Source organism: Streptomyces flavotricini (assembly GCF_020639365.1).
Taxonomy (GTDB): domain Bacteria; phylum Actinomycetota; class Actinomycetes; order Streptomycetales; family Streptomycetaceae; genus Streptomyces; species Streptomyces flavotricini.
The window spans coordinates 7,847,683-7,863,523 of sequence record NZ_JAINUL010000001.1 but is presented as its reverse complement, the minus strand read 5'-3'; the positions used below and the strand labels follow the sequence as shown (position 1 = coordinate 7,863,523).

Sequence of the window (15,841 nt, the reverse complement as noted above, 5' to 3'; positions counted from 1 at the left end):
TTCAGCGGGAAAACTCTTGATGCCGCAGTAGAATGGCGGGTTGTTCGACGCCGGACCGGAACAACCCGGGCAGACCTGGGCTCCGCCGGCGACCCGGATGTCCCCCGGGAGCGAGACGCGAGGGCCGATGGCAGCCACACCTGAGCACGGTGACCTGACCCTGCTCGACGACCAGGACACGCGCGAGGAGTCCGGCAAGTCCGCCCGGTTCTCCGCCGGGCCCGCCGCCCCCACGCGCACCCTCGTCGACGTCTTCGAGGCTTCCGTACGGGCGTACCCCGACGAGCCCGCCCTCGACGACGGCTCCACCCAGCTGACCTACCGGGCGCTGGCCGCCGAGGTCGAACGCCGTCGACGCGCGCTCGCGGCAGCCGGTGTGGGTCTCGGCGACCGGGTCGGCGTCCGCGTGCCGTCCGGGACCAATGAACTCTATGCGGCCATTCTCGCCGTGCTCGCCGCGGGCGCCGCCTACGTGCCCGTCGACGCCGAGGACCCCGACGAGCGGGCCGAGCTGGTGTTCGGCGAGGCGGGCGTACGGGCCGTGCTGGGCGGCGGACAGCGCCTCGAGGTCACCGGGCTGCCGGACGCTCCCGTGTCCGCCGCACGCCCCGGGCCCGAGCACGACGCGTGGATCATCTTCACCTCCGGCTCCACCGGCAAGCCCAAGGGCGTCGCCGTCAGCCACCGCAGCGCCGCCGCGTTCGTGGATGCCGAGGCCGCCCTGTTCCTCACCGAGGAGCCCATCGGCCCCGGTGACCGGGTCATGGCCGGCCTGTCCGTCGCCTTCGACGCCTCCTGCGAGGAGATGTGGCTGGCCTGGCGCTACGGCGCCTGCCTCGTGCCGGTGCCCCGCTCCCAGGTCCGCAGCGGCGCCGACCTCGGCCCGTGGCTGGCCGAGCAGGAGATCACGGTGGTGTCCACGGTGCCGACCCTGGCCGCGCTCTGGGAGCCGGAGACCCTCGACGAGGTACGGCTGCTGATCTTCGGCGGCGAGGCCTGCCCGCCCGAGCTGACGCAGCGCCTGGTCACCGAGGGCCGCGAGGTCTGGAACACGTACGGTCCCACCGAGGCGACCGTCGTCGCCTGCGCCTCGCTCCTGACCGGCGAGGAGCCGATCCGGATCGGCCTCCCGCTGAACGGCTGGGAGCTGGCCGTGGTCGACGAGTCCGGTGAACCGGTCCCCATGGGCGGCAGCGGCCAGCTGGTGATCGGCGGCGTCGGCCTGGCCCGCTACCTCGACCCCGCGAAGGACGCCGAGAAGTACGCCCCGCTGGAATCCCTCGGCTGGGAGCGCGCCTACCGCAGCGGCGACCTCGTCCGCGCGGAACCCGAAGGCCTGGTCTTCCTCGGCCGCGGCGACGAGCAGATCAAGCTCGGCGGCCGCCGGATCGAGCTGGGCGAGGTGGACGCGGCGCTCCTGGCCCTGCCCGGCGTCGCCGGCGCGGCCGCGGCCGTCCGCACGGCGCGCAGCGGCAACCAGCTGCTCGTCGGCTACCTGGTCGCCCAGGAGGGCTGGGACCACGCGGCGGCCGTGGAGCGCCTGCGCGCCGAGCTGCCGGCGGCCCTCGTACCGCTGCTCGCGCCGGTCGACGAGCTGCCGACCCGCACCTCCGGCAAGGTGGACCGCGACGCGCTGCCCTGGCCGCTGCCCGAGCTGGAGACCACCGGCCCCACCGAGCAGCTGTACGGCACCGAGGCCTGGCTCGCCGAGCAGTGGACCGAGACCCTCGGGGTGACCGTCGGCGGCGCCGCCGACGACTTCTTCGCGATCGGCGGCAACAGTCTCGCCGCCGCCCAGCTCACCACCCGTCTGCGCACCCGCTACCCGCGCGCGGCCGTCCTCGACATCTACCAGCAGCCCGTCCTGCGCAAGCTGGCCCGGCGGCTGGAGAAGTCCGTACGGGACGACGACGCGTCCCGTGTCGTGGCGCCCGTGCCGCTGCGGGCCAAGCTGGTGCAGTCGCTCCTGCTGCTCCCGCTGTTCACCCTGGTGGGCCTGCGCTGGAGCGTGGCCCTGCTGGCGCTCGGCAACGCGCTGCGCTGGTTCGGTGCCTACCCGTGGGCGCCGACCGCCTCGTGGTGGGCCGTCGTCCCCGCCGCGGCGCTGTTCTTCAGCCCGCCCGGCCGCCTCGCGCTCGCGGCCGGCGGCGCACGTCTGCTGCTGCGCGGGGTGAAGGCGGGACGCTACCCGCGCGGCGGGAGCGTGCACTTGCGGCTGTGGACGGCCGAACGGCTGGCCGAGTACGTCGGCGCGACCTCGCTCACCGGTTCCTGGCTGGAGCGGTACGCGCGGGCCCTCGGTGCCAAGGTGGGCCCCGAGGTGGACCTGCACTCGCTGCCTCCGGTGACGGGCATGCTCAAGCTGGGCCGCGGCTGCGCCGTGGAGTCCGAGGTGGACCTCTGCGGCCACTGGCTGGACGGCGACCGGCTCGTGATCGGCCCGGTCAAGGTCGGCACGGGCGCGGTGGTCGGCACCCGCAGCATGCTCTTCCCCGGCGCGCGGGTGGGCAAGCGGGCCGAGGTGGCCCCCGGCTCGGCCGTGGTCGGGACGGTCCCCACCGGCCAGCGCTGGGCCGGCGCCCCGGCCGTCAAGCTCGGCAAGGCCAAGCGCAACTGGCCCAAGCAGCGGCCGCCGCGCGGGCTCCTCTGGCGGGCCGCTTACGGCGCGGCAGGCATGGGCCTGAGCGCGCTGCCGGTGCTCGCCACCGTGCCCGCCCTGCTCGTGGTGAGCCGGTTCGTGCCCGCCGACGCCGCACTGGGCGAGGCGCTGCGCGGGGCCCTGCTCGCCGTGGTGCCCGGGGCCCTCGCGTACGGGTTCACGTACGCGGCCCTGCTGCTGGTCTCCGTACGTCTGCTCAGCCTGGGCCTGCGCACGGGGACCCATCCGACGCACAGCCGGGTCGGCTGGCAGGCCTGGACGGTCACCCAGCTGATGGACCTGGCCCGCGAGACGCTCTTCCCGCTGTACGCCGGGCTGATCACCCCGGTGTGGCTGCGCCTGCTCGGCATGAAGATCGGCCGGGGCGCGGAGGTCTCCACCGTGCTCGCGCTGCCGAGCCTGACCACCGTCGGCGAGGGCGCGTTCCTCGCCGACGACACGCTGACCGCCCCGTACGAGCTGGGTGGCGGCTGGATGCGCATCGGGCAGTCCGAGATCGGCCGCCGGGCGTTCCTCGGCAATTCGGGCATGACCGCGCCCGGCCGCAGCGTGCCGGACGGCGGGCTGGTCGGCGTCCTCTCGGCGACTCCGAAGAAGGCCAAGAAGGGCAGCTCCTACCTGGGCCTGCCGCCGGTGAGGCTGCCCCGCTCCACCGAGAGCTCCGACCAGAGCCGGACGTACGATCCGCCCGCGCACCTGCTGTGGGCGCGCGGCCTCGTGGAGCTGTGCCGACTCCTGCCGGTGTTCTGCTCGGCCGCGCTGGCCGTACTGATGGTGGCGGCGCTGTGCGCGCTGGCCACGGCGGGCGCGGGCCCGGGGGTCTGGGGCACCGCGCTGCTCTCCGGGGTGGTGCTGCTCACCGCGGGTGCGGCCGCGGGCGCGGTCTCGGTGGCCGCGAAGTGGCTGCTGGTGGGCCGGCACCGGGCGGGAGAGCACCCGCTGTGGAGCGGCTTCGTGTGGCGCAACGAGCTGGCCGACACCTTCGTCGAGGTACTGGCCGTGCCGTGGCTGGCCGGATCGGTGCCCGGTACCCCGCTGCTGAACCTGTGGCTGCGCGGGCTGGGGGCCCGGATCGGCCGGGGCGTATGGTGCGAGAGCTACTGGCTGCCCGAGTCTGACCTGGTGGAGCTGGGTGACGGGGTCACCGTGAACCGCGGATGCGTGTTGCAGACTCACCTCTTCCACGACCGGATCTTGAGGACGGATACTGTGGTCCTCCGCGAGGGCGCCACGCTGGGCCCGGGCGGCATCGTCCTGCCCGGAAGTTCGGTCGGGGCCCACAGCACGCTGGGTCCCGCCTCTCTCGTGATGGCCGGGGAATCCGTCCCCGCCGACACCCGTTGGCTGGGCAACCCGATCGAGGCATGGCGGACCTGACAAGGGTCCGGGCACAGCGCAGGGAGCGGAAGCGGTTATGAACGGCCAGAGAACAGCGGCATCGGACCCGTACTTCCCCGACAACGGAGACTCCCGTTACCGCGTGCACCGGTACGAACTCGCTCTGGAGTACCGGCCCGGCCCCAACCGGCTGGCCGGTACCGCCCGGATCAGCGCGATCGCCGGGCGGGCGCCGCTCACCGAGTTCCACCTGAACCTGGCCGAGTTCAAAATAGGCCGGGTCATGGTGAACGGCCGGGCCCCGCACTACACCCACCGGGGCGGCAGGCTCCGCATCCGCCCGGCCAAGCCGCTGCCCGCCGGCGCCGCCTTCACGGTGGAGGTGCACTGGGCGGGCAACCCCAAGCCGGTCCGCAGCCCCTGGGGCGGGATCGGCTGGGAGGAGCTGACCGACGGAGCGCTGGTGGCCAGCCAGCCGGTCGGCGCGCCCTCCTGGTACCCGTGCAACGACCGGCCCGCCGACAAGGCCTCGTACCAGATCTCGATCAACACCCCCTCCTCGTACACGGTGGTGGCGGGCGGGCGGCTGCTCACCCGGACGACCAGGGCGTCCACGACGACCTGGGTGTACGAGCAGCCCGCACCGACCTCCAGCTACCTGGTCGGACTGGCCATCGGCGTGTACCAGACGGTACTGCTCGGTGACCCGGGGCTCGGCGGCGTGCCGATGAGCGCCCACGTACCGGCGCACCTGCTGTCGCAGTTCTCCCGCGACTTCGCCCGGCAGCCCGCCATGATGCAGCTGTTCGAGGACCTGTTCGGGCCCTATCCCTTCGCGGAGTACGCCGTGGTCGTCGCCGACGAGGAGCTGGACGTTCCGGTGGAGGCCCAGGGCCTCTCCCTGTTCGGAGCCAACCACGTCGACGGTGCCCGCGGATCGGAGCGGCTCGTCGCCCACGAACTCGCGCACCAGTGGTTCGGCAACAGCGTGACCATCGCCGACTGGCGGCACATCTGGCTCAACGAGGGCTTCGCGAAGTACGCCGAGTGGCTGTGGTCGGAGCGCTCCGGCGGCCGCTCCGCCCACGAGCACGCGGCCGCCGCGCACCGGCTGCTGGCCTCGCAGCCGCAGGACCTGCGGCTGGTCGACCCGGGTCGCAAACTGATGTTCGACGACCGCCTGTACCAGCGCGGGGGGCTCGCGGTGCACGCGATCCGCTGCGCCCTGGGCGACGGCGCGTTCTTCCGCATGCTGCGCGACTGGACCACCGTGCACCGCCACGGTGTGGTGAGCACCGCCGCCTTCACCACGCACGTGGCCCGGTACGCGGCCGAGCCGGTGGACGAGGTGTTCTCGGCCTGGCTGTACGAGACTCCCCTGCCTCCGCTGCCGCTGCCCCGGCCCGTACGGCCTTCGGCTTCGACGCCGGCGAAGCCCGGGTACCCGCCCACGAACGGCCGCCCGAGCCGGGGCCGGACCTCCGCCTGAGACCGGAGGGCGGGGGCGGGGAGCGGGTCTCCGGCCGGACCCCCGGCCGGAGCGCCGGTCAGCCGCGCGGCTCGGCCGCGCCGAGTTCGTACGCGAGGTGGTGCGGGGCCAGCGCGGTCAGGAAGGCGTGCGCGTCGAAGATCTCTCCGGGCGCGGCGACGAGGCCGGCCGCCTTGACCCGTCCGTCGAGGATCCGGCCCACCGCTTCGACGACGAGGGGCGCGGTGACCGCGTAGATGTCCTGCCCGCGGGCCACCGCACGGCGCCGGGCGGTGCCCGTGCGGACGGTGACGTCGACGAGGAAGGTCTGCGCGGAGCGGCCCCGCTCGTCGACCGGCTGCGGCGCTGCCGTGTCCGGGGCCAGTACGTCCTTGACCGCCTCGGTCGTCATGAAGGTCCGGATGTCCGGGGCGGACAGGTGGTGGGCGATGGTCACGGTGTCCGTGGTGGTGAACTCGCCGATCACGTCCTGGTCCCCGACCGGGGCGGGGAAGGACCACTGCCCGGTGGGCGCGGCGTCGGTACGGAGCTCCAGCCGGCCGTTCGCGTAGACGAGCCGGCGGCCCTCGCGCCTGCTCCGCGACACCCGGCCGGACCCGCGCGTCCCGGCGGTGGGCTGCCAGCTGCTGAGGGCGAACGCGATGTCGATCTCGTCGGCCGCCGTGGCCCCGCCCAGGGCGGCGGTGGCGAGCAGATCGCCGAGGCCCCCGTAGAACGCCATCGCGGGCACGACCACGATCCCGGCCTCGCGGGCCCGGTCCGCGAAGTCGGCGAAGGTGTCGGCGACGGCCTCCACTTCGCCCGCGACGTCGAGATAGGCGATCCGTGCGCGCAGCGCCGCCTCGATGACGGGTGCGGAGGTCTCGGCGAAGGGTCCGGCGCAGTTGATCACGGCGGCGGCGCCGGCCAGCGCGCGGTCGAGCGCGTCCGGGTCGTCGGCCGACGCGGGCCGGACGTCGAGTCCGGGGAACTCCGCTGCCAGCGCGCGGAGTTTGCCGGCGTCGCGGCCGGACAGGACCGGGGTCAGACCCCGGTCCAGCAGCTCGGCGACGACGAAGCGTCCGGTGTGCCCGTACGCCCCGAAGACCGTTACCGCCGCCACCGCTCGATTCGATTCCATGAGGCTCCCCCGTCGGTCGATCACTGGTGCCATCGTGCCCGCCGCGGCCGTCGTGCGGCAGGTGCGGTAATGCCACGCCCCGTACACTTTCGGACATGAGCCTTGTCGCGCTGGCCGTCACGCCCGGGGTACCTCACTTCGAACTCGCCGCGGCCTGCGATGTGTTCGGGGTCGACCGCTCGGATCTGGCGGACCCCTGGTACGAGTTCGTCCTGTGCGGCCCGCCTTCCGTGCCCGTCGGCGGCCGCTTCCGTGTCGAACCCGACGCGGGACTGGACAGGTTGGTGCAGGCCGACACCGTGATCGTCCCCGCCTGCGCCGACCTCGACGCGGACCCGCCCGCCGAGCTGGTCGGGGCCGTGCGCGCCGCGCACGAGGCGGGCGCCCGCGTGGCCTCCCTGTGCACGGGCGCGTTCGTGCTGGCGGCGGCGGGTCTGCTGGACGGCCGCCGGGCCACCACGCACTGGCTGCACGCCGCCGCGCTGGCCGCCAAGTACCCCCGGGTGGACGTCGATCCGGACGTGCTCTACGTGGACGACGGCAGCGTGCTCACCTCGGCCGGCAAGGCCGCCGCGATGGACCTGTGCCTGCACCTGGTCCGCCTCGACCACGGCTCGGCCGTCGCCAACCAGGTCGCCCGGCGCCTGGTCGTCCCACCGCACCGGGCCGGGGGCCAGGCCCAGTTCGTCACCACTCCGGTGCCCGAACCGCGCGACCACCCCCTGGACGCGCTGCTCGCCTGGACGATGGAACGGCTCGACCAGCCGCTGACCGTCGAGGACCTGGCACGGCGGGCGAGCATGAGCTCGCGCCACCTGGCGCGGGTGTTCACCGACGTCACCGGCACCACTCCGCTGCGCTGGCTGCTGACCCAGCGCATCCACCGCGCCCAGGAGCTCCTGGAGACCACGGACGAGACCGTCGGAACGATCGCCACGGCCACGGGCATGGGCACCGACGCCACGCTGCGCCGCCACTTCAACCGTACGGTCGGCGTCCCGCCGGACGCCTACCGGCGCACGTTCCGGACCGCCGCGCGGTAGGGGCGGAAGAACGCGCGGAGTTCCTCGGCGTACAGTTCGGGCTCTTCGAACGGTGCGAAGTGGCCGCCGCGCGGCGGCTCGGTCGCGTACACGACGTTCGCCGTGCGCTCCAGCCATGCCCGCGGCGGGCGGACGACGTCTCCGTGGAAGATCGAGAATCCGGACGGCACCTCGACCCGGCGGGCGTGCTGGGCGGGCGGGATCGCGGCGTTCGCGCGGTACATGCGCATGGACGGGCCGATCGTTCCCGTGAGCCAGTAGAGCGTGACGTTCGTGAGGATCTCGTCCTTCGTGAAGCTCCGCTCGATGTCCCCGCCGCAGTCGCTCCACGCCCGGAGTTTCTCGACGATCCACGCGGCGAGTCCGGCCGGGGAGTCGGTGAGCCCGAAGGCGACGGTCTGGGGTTTCGTACGCTGCATGGCGACGTACCCGCCCTCGGCCGCGCCCCAGGCCGCGGTCTCCTCCAGCCAGGCGCGCTCCTCTGGCGCGAGTTCCGCCGGATCGCCGGTGAAGAGCGGCAGGCCCGCGTCCGTACGGTGGACGGCCACGACCCGTTCGGGGTGGTCGAGCGCCAGGTAGCGGCTCACGTGGCTGCCGACGTCCCCGCCGGCCGCGCCGAACCGCTCGTATCCGAGCACCTCCATCAGCTCGGCCCACAGCCCGGCGACGGCGACGGCGTCGAGGGGCTGGCCCACGGGGTGCTCGGAGTATCCGAACCCCGGCATGTCGGGGACGATCACGTCGAACGCGTCGGCGGGATCGGCGCCGTGCGCCGCGGGGTCGGCGAGGAGCGGGACGACCTTCGAGTACCGCCAGAACGAGTCCGGCCAGCCGTGCCCGAGGAGCAGCGGCAGGACGGGTGCCCCGGCCGGGGCGACGGCTCGGGCGTGCACGAAGTGGATCCCGAGCCCGCCGAGCGGCACCCGGAAGCGGGGCAGCCGGGCGAGTGCCTCCTCCTGCGCCGGCCAGTCGAACCCGTCCGCCCAGTAGGCGACGAGTTCGCGCAGGTAGGCGAGGTCGGTCCCGAGGGACCACTCGGCGCCCTCGGGTGCGTCCGGCCACCGCGTGGCGCGCAAGCGCGCGCGGAGGTCTTCGAGCGCGGCGGGGTCGGTGTGCGGGGTGAACGGCTCGGGGCGGGGGGAGGCGTCCGGCATGGGGCGCATCCTAGTGTCGGCAGCGGTCAGCAGCGGCTCGGCGAGCCGTTCTGGCGGGTGAGGTTGTCATGGGACATCCAGCCGGACGCGTTCGTGTCGGTGGCGCGGACGTAGGTCCACTTGCGCCGTGGGTTCCCGGGTTCCGGTCCTGATGGCTCCAGCCGGTGCAGCTCGTCGACACGGGAGTGGGCTCGGCCGGCGGCGTGGCCGATGCCTTCGGGGTCGAGCCGCCGCTCTTGCCACTCGGCGTGGGCGCGCAGTACGGGCGTGAGCGCTCCCGCCCGACGGGGCTCCGGAAGCGGCTCGGTGACGATCGCCGACAGTGACGTCGCGGTGCAGGACCCCGGCCCGGTGCGCGGCGTCGAGCGAGGGCCCGTCGACGAGTTCCATCACGATGACGGGGAGGCCCCCTCCTCGGTCGCATCGTGCACGGTGACCACACCGCCGGGCCGGATGCGGGCGGCGGCCCGGGCCTCGCGCTGCATCCGCGTGCGCAGATCGGTCAGTTCGACCGCGGAGGCGTCGGTGCAGGCCCGCATGACCTTGGCGGCGACTTCCCGGTTCAGCAGTACGTCCACGGCGCGGGCGACCACGCCCATGCCGCCGCATCCGATCATCGCCGTCACCACACGCCCCATCCATCGCCGTTCGTCAACTCGCGTACCGAGCAGGCTCAGCGCAGTGGCACACACATTCGGATCGGCGCAGGACGCGGACAGCACCGCGGGCGGTCCGCACGTCGTGTCAACGTGTCGAACCGCCCGGGGCCGGGCCCGCACGTCGATCAGTCGGTGCCGAACTCCATCGCCGCGCGGTCCAGCAGCTCGTCGTCCTCGGAGACCTCGCCGCGGGAGGCGATGGCCTCGGCACCGCCCTCCGGCATGGCGCCGATCAGGCCGGTCGCCGCCGCCTGGGCGGCGCCGATCAGCTCGGGGTGCGCGGTGCCGACGATGCCGAGGCCGGCGTACTGCTCGAGCCGGGCGCGCGAGTCGGCGATGTCGAGGTTGCGCATGGTGAGCTGGCCGATCCGGTCCACCGGGCCGAACGCCGAGTCCTCGGTGCGCTCCATCGAGAGCTTGTCCGGGTGGTAGCTGAAGGCCGGGCCCGTGGTGTCGAGGATCGAGTAGTCCTCGCCGCGCCGCAGCCGCAGGGTCACCTCGCCGGTGACGGCCGAGCCGACCCAGCGCTGGAGCGACTCGCGGACCATCAGGGCCTGCGGGTCCAGCCAGCGGCCCTCGTACATGAGCCGGCCGAGGCGCCGTCCCTCGTAGTGGTAGTGCGCGAGGGTGTCCTCGTTGTGGATCGCGTTCACGAGCCGCTCGTACGCGGCGTGCAGGAGGGCCATGCCGGGCGCCTCGTAGATGCCGCGGCTCTTGGCCTCGATGATGCGGTTCTCGATCTGGTCCGACATGCCCATGCCGTGGCGGCCGCCGATGGCGTTGGCCTCCATCACCAGGTCGACCGGGGAGTGGAACTCCTTGCCGTTGATCGTCACCGGGCGGCCCTGGTCGAAGCCGATGGTCACGTCCTCGGCGGCGATCTCGACCGACGGGTCCCAGAACCGCACGCCCATGATCGGCTGCACGGTCTCCACGCCGGTGTCGAGGTGCTCCAGCGTCTTGGCCTCGTGGGTGGCGCCCCAGATGTTGGCGTCGGTGGAGTACGCCTTCTCGGCGCTGTCGCGGTACGGCAGCCCGTGGGCGAGGAGCCACTCGGACATCTCCTTGCGCCCGCCGAGCTCGTGGACGAAGTCGGCGTCGAGCCACGGCTTGTAGATGCGCAGGTGGGGGTTGGCGAGCAGGCCGTAGCGGTAGAACCGCTCGATGTCGTTGCCCTTGAAGGTCGAGCCGTCGCCCCAGATCTGTACGTCGTCCTCCAGCATCGCCCGGACCAGCAGCGTGCCGGTGACGGCGCGGCCGAGCGGAGTGGTGTTGAAGTACGCACGACCGCCCGAGCGGATGTGGAACGCGCCGCACGCGAGCGCGGCCAGGCCCTCCTCGACCAGCGCCGCCCGGCAGTCGACCAGGCGCGCGATCTCGGCACCGTAGGCCTTCGCACGGCCGGGCACCGACGCGATGTCGGGCTCGTCGTACTGGCCGATGTCGGCGGTGTAGGTGCAGGGGACGGCACCCTTGTCGCGCATCCACGCGACCGCGACGGAGGTGTCGAGGCCGCCGGAGAAGGCGATGCCGACGCGCTCGCCGGTGGGCAGGGAGGTGAGAACCTTTGACATAGGAAGAGTATGCACTTAAACGCATGGCTATGCAAACCCGGGCTGACGCCGCGCTCGCCGACCAGGTGTTACGAGGGGGCGGAGCCGACGGGCCGGGTGGCGGGACGTGCGCCCGCATATCGACCGGTCCGCGACCGGCAGCGGGGACACGGATCCGGGGGCGGGCCACGAGCGCGGGCGGGCGTGGGCCGAGGCGGCTCAGACGGGGCGGGCCCTGCAGGCGAAGCACACCGGGAGCGTCCCCGATCGCAGCAGGCACGCGGGCGAGTTCGACGCCCGCGGCCCGGACGACTTGACTGACGGAGGCGGCCGGCTCGCCCAAGTCGCGTCCGTCCAACGTAAGATCAGTTAAGCGGGTCGAGAGCTCCCGCCCGGTCTGCCCCCCGTCAGGCCGGGCGGGTTTCCCCGTGTGCGGCCGGGCCTGAGGACACACCCCGGCCAGACCGGCCCCCATCCCCCGAGGGCCGGTCCGAGCCGGGTCGATGCGACCGGCAACTCACTCGACTACCCCCGTGAAGCAAAGTTAGCTGCCAGCTATCGACGGGGTCCACGGTGGCGGAGTCGCGCCAGATTGTCAACTGACCGCTAATCTGCAAAACTGGAAAATAGCTGAGAGCAATGTCAGGGAGGTGGCGGGGGGAGATGCGCAGTGTCCGAGGCTGACGACCGGCCCGTGCTGGCAGTACGTCTGGACGACCTCTTCAAGACGGTTCGCCCCAAGGGCAAGCGCTGGACCAATGCCGAGGTCGCCGAGGAGCTGAAGCGGGTCAATCCCGAGATCAAGGCCGGCGGCGTCTACCTCTCACAGCTGCGGACGGGCAAGCGCTCCAACCCCTCACCGGATCTGCTGGCCGCCCTCGCCCGCTTCTTCGGCGTATCGGTCGCCTACTTCTTCGACGACGAGGTCGCCGAGTCGGTGCTCGGCGAGATGGCCGCCATCGAGGTCCTGCGTCAGGCAGGAGTGCGCTCCGTGGCGATGCGCGCGGCCGGCATGAAGAAGGAGCATCTCCTGGCCATCACGGCCATCATGGACCAGTACCGGCAGATGCAGGGCCTTCCGCCCGTCACCGACCCCGCGGAGCCCCCGGAATCCGCCGGCCCCTCCCGTGCCGCGGGCCCCCCGGATCCCGGGTGAGGGTCCCCTGGAGGGAACGACCGGCCCACCAGGACCGCCGTTCCGACGCGGGCCGTCAGCGCGGGGTGGCCAACCGCTCGCGCCACCAGTCCACCGTCGCCCCGACCTGCTCGTCGACGGGAGTGGCGCGTGCGGCGAACTCCGTTTCGTACGCCGTCGAATCGACGACGAACGGACTGTCGAACTGGTAGCGGATCTCCTTCAGTTCACGGACCAGCGGCGAGAAGAGCGCGGCCGCGCCCAGTACGACGGACGGCATCCGGCGCACCGCCACGGGTCCCGTTCCCGCCCGGGCGGCGAGCCGGTCCACCATTTCCCGGACGGACAGCGCGGGTCCCGTCGGAGCGTGCCAGGCGCGTCCCCAGGCCCGCTCCTCGCCCGCGACCTCGACCAGGGTCCGGGCCACGTCGGGGAGGTAGCTCCAGCTGTGCGGGGCGTCCGGATCGCCGAGGGCGGAGACGGGCTTTCCGCGGAGCAGCGGCGGCATGACGCGCCCGGCCAGGTGCCCGCCGTCGGTCACGCCGGGCCCGAAGAAGTCCGAGGCCCGCACCTCGACCGCCCTGATGCGGCCCTCGTCGTGCAGCTTCCGCGCCGCTTCCCAACCGGCCGCGCGCACCCGGCCCTTGGCCCCGGTGGCCGCCAGGGGCAGCTCCTCGGTCAGGGGGCCGTCCACGGGCCCGTAGCCGTAGAGGTTGCCCAGCATGACCAGGACGGCCCCGGTCTCCTCGGCCGCGCCGCAGGCGGACGCGATCAGCGGAGGCCATTCGGCCGCCCAGCGGTGGTAGGGCGGAGCGGCGCAGTGGTGGATCGCGGCCGCGCCCCGCGCCGCCCCGGCCAGCCGCCTGCCGTCCGCGGCATCCAGCGCGAGGTGCTCGATGCCGGGCTCGGCGCCGCGGCCCGACCTGGTCACGACCCGTACCGAATGCCCCTCCTCTACGAGGAGTCGAGCGGTGGCGGCCCCTGCGGGCCCGAATCCCATGACGACATGAAGGCTCACGGGCGAACACTAGCGCGATCATCGCCCGCCCCCGCCGGGATCCATTCGGATGATCCATCCGGTTACCATCGCCCCATGACGACGACGCCACTGCGCAAGGACGCGGCCCGCAACTGGGAGCGGATCATCGCCGTCGCCCGTGCCCTGGTCGACCAGGGCACGACGCTGCAGCTCAACGATGTCGCCCGGCGCGCCGGACTCGGCGTCGGCACCGTATACCGGCACTTCGCGACGCCCGAGGCGCTGCTGGAGGCCGTCGCCACCCCTTGCTTGGAGGCCCTGACCGCCCACGGCGAGCGGGCGCTGGCCGACCCGGACCCCTGGCGCGCGCTGGAGGCCTTCCTGGCCCGCACCCTCGAAGCGCAGGTCACCGACGCCTCCCTGGCCCCGGTCACGGCCGCCCCCGAAGACGCCCTGCCGCGCACCACGGAACTCAAGGCGGCACTGTGGTCGACCGGCCGGGTACTGCTCGACCGGGCCCGCGCGGCCGGGGCGGTCCGCCCCGACCTGGCCCCGGGCGATCTGGTCCCGCTCATGTGCGGTCTCGCGTACGCCGTGGACGTCCACGGCGCACGCGATGCCGCCGCCCGCGTCGACACCGCCCACCGCTACCTGGCCACCCTGCTCGAAGGCCTGCGCGCCGCCACACCCCCCGGCCCGTGACCGGCCGAGTGCGGTGAAGGGTCGAATCCCGGGCGAAGAGCCGCTGCCCGGGACTCCTCACGCCTCGCCGGGAAGGGTGACGTCCTTCGCCTCGCCGTGCACCGTGACCGCGCCGCCGTCGACGGAGATCCCGGACGGGACGAGACCGAGGGGCAGGTCAGGGAGCTTGCGTTCCGCCGCCTTGAGCGCGGCCGCGATCTGGGGACTGGCCGGGTTCAGGGGACGCCCGGCCAAGGAAGCCGCCGTCGGTTCGAGCGTCACGGTGTCACCGGTGAGCCCCAGCGCGGCGGTCACGACCAGCGGTACGCCCATGACGGACCGGGTGATCTCCAGCCGCCCGTCGTGCCCGGTCAGCCGGACACCGGGACCGCTCTTCGCCCCGAGGGCGTCGAGCGGGACCTTGAACTCCGCCCGCGCCCGCGCCGCCGCGTACCCGCCGTCCGTCCTGGACACGTCGTGCAGGTCGAAGGAGGCGGTGACGGGCAACCCGTCCTCCGTATTCGCCCGCCCTTCCACCTCGATCTCCGGGTAGGTTCCCGCCGCCGCGCTCCACAGGAACGGGAAGCCGCCGATGGAGACGCTCGGCGCCGCCACCAGCGCGCCCTGCCGCGCCGCGATCCGGTCGGCCATCCGGCCCTCGGCGACACCGGCCGCCACGCGGTCGGCGAGCAGGAGGACGGCGAGCAGCGCGCACGCTCCGGCCGGCGCCCACCACCGGGCGCGGCGCGGCCGCCTCGCGGCGGTGGCGCGTACGGCAGTCCCCCGTCCGGCAGTTCCTCGTACGACGGCCTTCGCGCGCGCGTCGGCCTGGGAGGTGCGGTGGTTCATGCGTTCCTCACGGGTTCGGGGACGGCTCGGGTACGGACGACGGCCTCCTCGCCGCCTTCGACGTGCATCTGCGGAAGGAGCAGGTCGAGCGGGCCCGGCAGCCACCAGTTGGCTCTGCCGAGCAGGACCATCGTGGTGGGGACGAGCAGCCCGCGGACGACCGTGGCGTCGAGCGCGACCGCGGTGGCGAGGCCGATCCCGAACATCTTGACGACGGGGTCGTCCCACAGGAGATAGCCGAGGAAGACGCACACCATGATGAGCGCGGCGGAGGTGATGATGCTGCCGGTCCGCGCCAGGCCGGTGATCACCGCGCCCCGGTTGTCCCCGCTGGCCAGCCACGCCTCGCGGACGGCGCTCAGCAGGAAGACCTCGTAGTCCATGGAGAGCCCGAACAGGACGGCGAACATGAGCAGCGGTACGTAGCCGGGGATCGGCACGGGTCCGCCGAGGCCGAGCGGCGCCGCTCCCCAGCCCCATGGGAACAGTGCGGTGAGCACGCCGTAGGCGGCGGCCACCGAAAGGAGGTTGAGTACGGCGGCCTTGGCGGCGACCAGCGGCGAGCGGAAGGCCAGGAGGAGGAGCAGCCCGGCGACGGCGAGCACGACCCCGATGACGGCGGGCAGACGCTGCGCGAGCCGTTCGTTGAGGTCCAGCTGGGTCGCGGGGACGCCGCCCACGTGGGCCTCCTGGCCGGTGTTCCTCGTGACCGGCGGGAGGGTGTGCTCGCGCAGGCGGTGCACCAGGGCGGCGGTACGGGGATCGCCGGGCGCGGTGGTGGGGGTGACTTGCCAGCGCACGGTCCGGCCGTCGCGGCTCAGTTGGGCGGGTCCGACCGCGGCGACCCCGCTCGTGTCCTTCAGCGCCCGGCCTACGGACGTGACGGCCGGGTCCGCGGGGCCGGAGGCCGGTTTCGGCAGCCTGTCGGTCACCTGGAGCGGTCCGTTGACGCCCGGGCCGAATGCGGATGCGAGCCGGTCGTAGGCCGTACGGCCGTACGTGCCGGGGGACTTGTCGCCGCCGTCGAGCTGCCCGAAGGACAGCTGGGCCGCGGCGAGCGCCGGCAGGACGAAGAAGGCCAGGCCCGCGAGCAGGTACCGCCACGGCCGGTCGGCGACGTGGCGGGCGATGCGCGCCCAGCCGCGGGCGGGCGGCGGCGAGGCCTGCGGCCGGTCCGCGGCA

11 protein-coding genes and 1 pseudogene are annotated in these 15,841 nt (G+C 73.6%); 5 read left to right on the top strand and 7 right to left on the bottom strand.

Translation table 11 applies throughout. The annotated features are described in order from the left end of the window. Positions 1 to 127: 127 nt before the first annotated feature. Both K7B10_RS35950 and K7B10_RS35945 read left to right on the top strand, forming a co-directional pair. Positions 128 to 4,036, top strand: a complete 3,909-nt coding sequence (locus K7B10_RS35950; RefSeq protein ID WP_229343200.1) for a Pls/PosA family non-ribosomal peptide synthetase — start codon at positions 128 to 130, stop codon at positions 4,034 to 4,036. A gap of 37 nt (positions 4,037 to 4,073) precedes the next feature. Further along, positions 4,074 to 5,486, top strand: a complete 1,413-nt coding sequence (locus tag K7B10_RS35945) for a M1 family metallopeptidase (protein WP_229343198.1) — start codon at positions 4,074 to 4,076, stop codon at positions 5,484 to 5,486. A 58-nt stretch (positions 5,487 to 5,544) separates the two neighbouring features. Here the strand turns inward: K7B10_RS35945 and K7B10_RS35940 are convergent, their stop codons facing one another. Continuing rightward, entirely contained in the window at positions 5,545 to 6,606 is a 1,062-nt protein-coding gene (locus K7B10_RS35940; protein ID WP_229343197.1) for a saccharopine dehydrogenase family protein, read from the bottom strand. A gap of 95 nt (positions 6,607 to 6,701) precedes the next feature. Here K7B10_RS35940 and K7B10_RS35935 point away from each other — a divergent pair, with 95 nt between their 5' ends. Continuing rightward, the gene (locus K7B10_RS35935; RefSeq protein WP_229343195.1) at positions 6,702 to 7,649 is read left to right on the top strand and encodes a helix-turn-helix domain-containing protein; all 948 of its coding nucleotides are present in this window, start codon (positions 6,702 to 6,704) and stop codon (positions 7,647 to 7,649) included. Here the strand turns inward: K7B10_RS35935 and K7B10_RS35930 are convergent. From K7B10_RS35930 to argG, 3 genes and pseudogenes are all read right to left on the bottom strand, one after another. Beyond that, a complete protein-coding gene (locus K7B10_RS35930) occupies positions 7,616 to 8,803 on the bottom strand; it encodes an epoxide hydrolase family protein (RefSeq protein WP_229343193.1) in 1,188 nt (395 codons plus the stop codon). The two genes, K7B10_RS35935 and K7B10_RS35930, sit on opposite strands and share 34 nt — an antisense overlap. Before the next feature lie 312 nt (positions 8,804 to 9,115). Then, positions 9,116 to 9,441 (bottom strand): annotated as a pseudogene (locus K7B10_RS35925) (protein kinase family protein); the annotation flags it as partial. 146 nt (positions 9,442 to 9,587) lie between these two features. Further along, a complete protein-coding gene (argG, locus tag K7B10_RS35920) occupies positions 9,588 to 11,036 on the bottom strand; it encodes an argininosuccinate synthase (RefSeq protein ID WP_229343191.1) in 1,449 nt (482 codons plus the stop codon). A gap of 649 nt (positions 11,037 to 11,685) precedes the next feature. Between argG and K7B10_RS35915 the strand changes: the two genes are divergently transcribed. Beyond that, the gene (locus K7B10_RS35915; RefSeq protein ID WP_229343189.1) at positions 11,686 to 12,171 is read left to right on the top strand and encodes a helix-turn-helix domain-containing protein; all 486 of its coding nucleotides are present in this window, start codon (positions 11,686 to 11,688) and stop codon (positions 12,169 to 12,171) included. 55 nt (positions 12,172 to 12,226) lie between these two features. Here the strand turns inward: K7B10_RS35915 and K7B10_RS35910 are convergent, their stop codons facing one another. Next, positions 12,227 to 13,168 (bottom strand): NAD-dependent epimerase/dehydratase family protein, encoded by a 942-nt coding sequence (locus tag K7B10_RS35910; RefSeq protein WP_229343187.1) that lies wholly within the window; start codon positions 13,166 to 13,168, stop codon positions 12,227 to 12,229. 75 nt (positions 13,169 to 13,243) lie between these two features. Between K7B10_RS35910 and K7B10_RS35905 the strand changes: the two genes are divergently transcribed. Further along, on the top strand, positions 13,244 to 13,831 hold the full coding sequence (locus K7B10_RS35905; RefSeq protein WP_229343185.1) for a TetR/AcrR family transcriptional regulator: 588 nt from the start codon (positions 13,244 to 13,246) through the stop codon (positions 13,829 to 13,831). 57 nt (positions 13,832 to 13,888) lie between these two features. Here K7B10_RS35905 and K7B10_RS35900 read toward each other — a convergent pair whose 3' ends face one another. Both K7B10_RS35900 and K7B10_RS35895 read right to left on the bottom strand, forming a co-directional pair. Next, positions 13,889 to 14,659: an LmeA family phospholipid-binding protein gene (locus K7B10_RS35900; protein WP_229343183.1), complete on the bottom strand. Its 771-nt coding sequence runs from the start codon at positions 14,657 to 14,659 to the stop codon at positions 13,889 to 13,891. Beyond that, positions 14,656 to 15,841: MMPL family transporter (locus K7B10_RS35895; protein WP_229343181.1), on the bottom strand; the 1,186-nt coding region annotated here is incomplete at its 5' end. The genes K7B10_RS35900 and K7B10_RS35895, both read right to left, overlap by 4 nt.

What these genes read in the sequence shown, in the direction of transcription:
- K7B10_RS35950 (WP_229343200.1), top strand. Translation starts at nt 128, where the DNA reads ATGGCAGCCACACCTGAGCACGGTGACCTGACCCTGCTCGACGACCAG.
- K7B10_RS35945 (WP_229343198.1), top strand. Translation starts at nt 4,074, where the DNA reads ATGAACGGCCAGAGAACAGCGGCATCGGACCCGTACTTCCCCGACAAC.
- K7B10_RS35940 (WP_229343197.1), bottom strand. Translation starts at nt 6,606, where the DNA reads ATGGAATCGAATCGAGCGGTGGCGGCGGTAACGGTCTTCGGGGCGTAC.
- K7B10_RS35935 (WP_229343195.1), top strand. Translation starts at nt 6,702, where the DNA reads ATGAGCCTTGTCGCGCTGGCCGTCACGCCCGGGGTACCTCACTTCGAA.
- K7B10_RS35930 (WP_229343193.1), bottom strand. Translation starts at nt 8,803, where the DNA reads ATGCCGGACGCCTCCCCCCGCCCCGAGCCGTTCACCCCGCACACCGAC.
- argG (WP_229343191.1), bottom strand. Translation starts at nt 11,036, where the DNA reads ATGTCAAAGGTTCTCACCTCCCTGCCCACCGGCGAGCGCGTCGGCATC.
- K7B10_RS35905 (WP_229343185.1), top strand. Translation starts at nt 13,244, where the DNA reads ATGACGACGACGCCACTGCGCAAGGACGCGGCCCGCAACTGGGAGCGG.
- K7B10_RS35900 (WP_229343183.1), bottom strand. Translation starts at nt 14,659, where the DNA reads ATGAACCACCGCACCTCCCAGGCCGACGCGCGCGCGAAGGCCGTCGTA.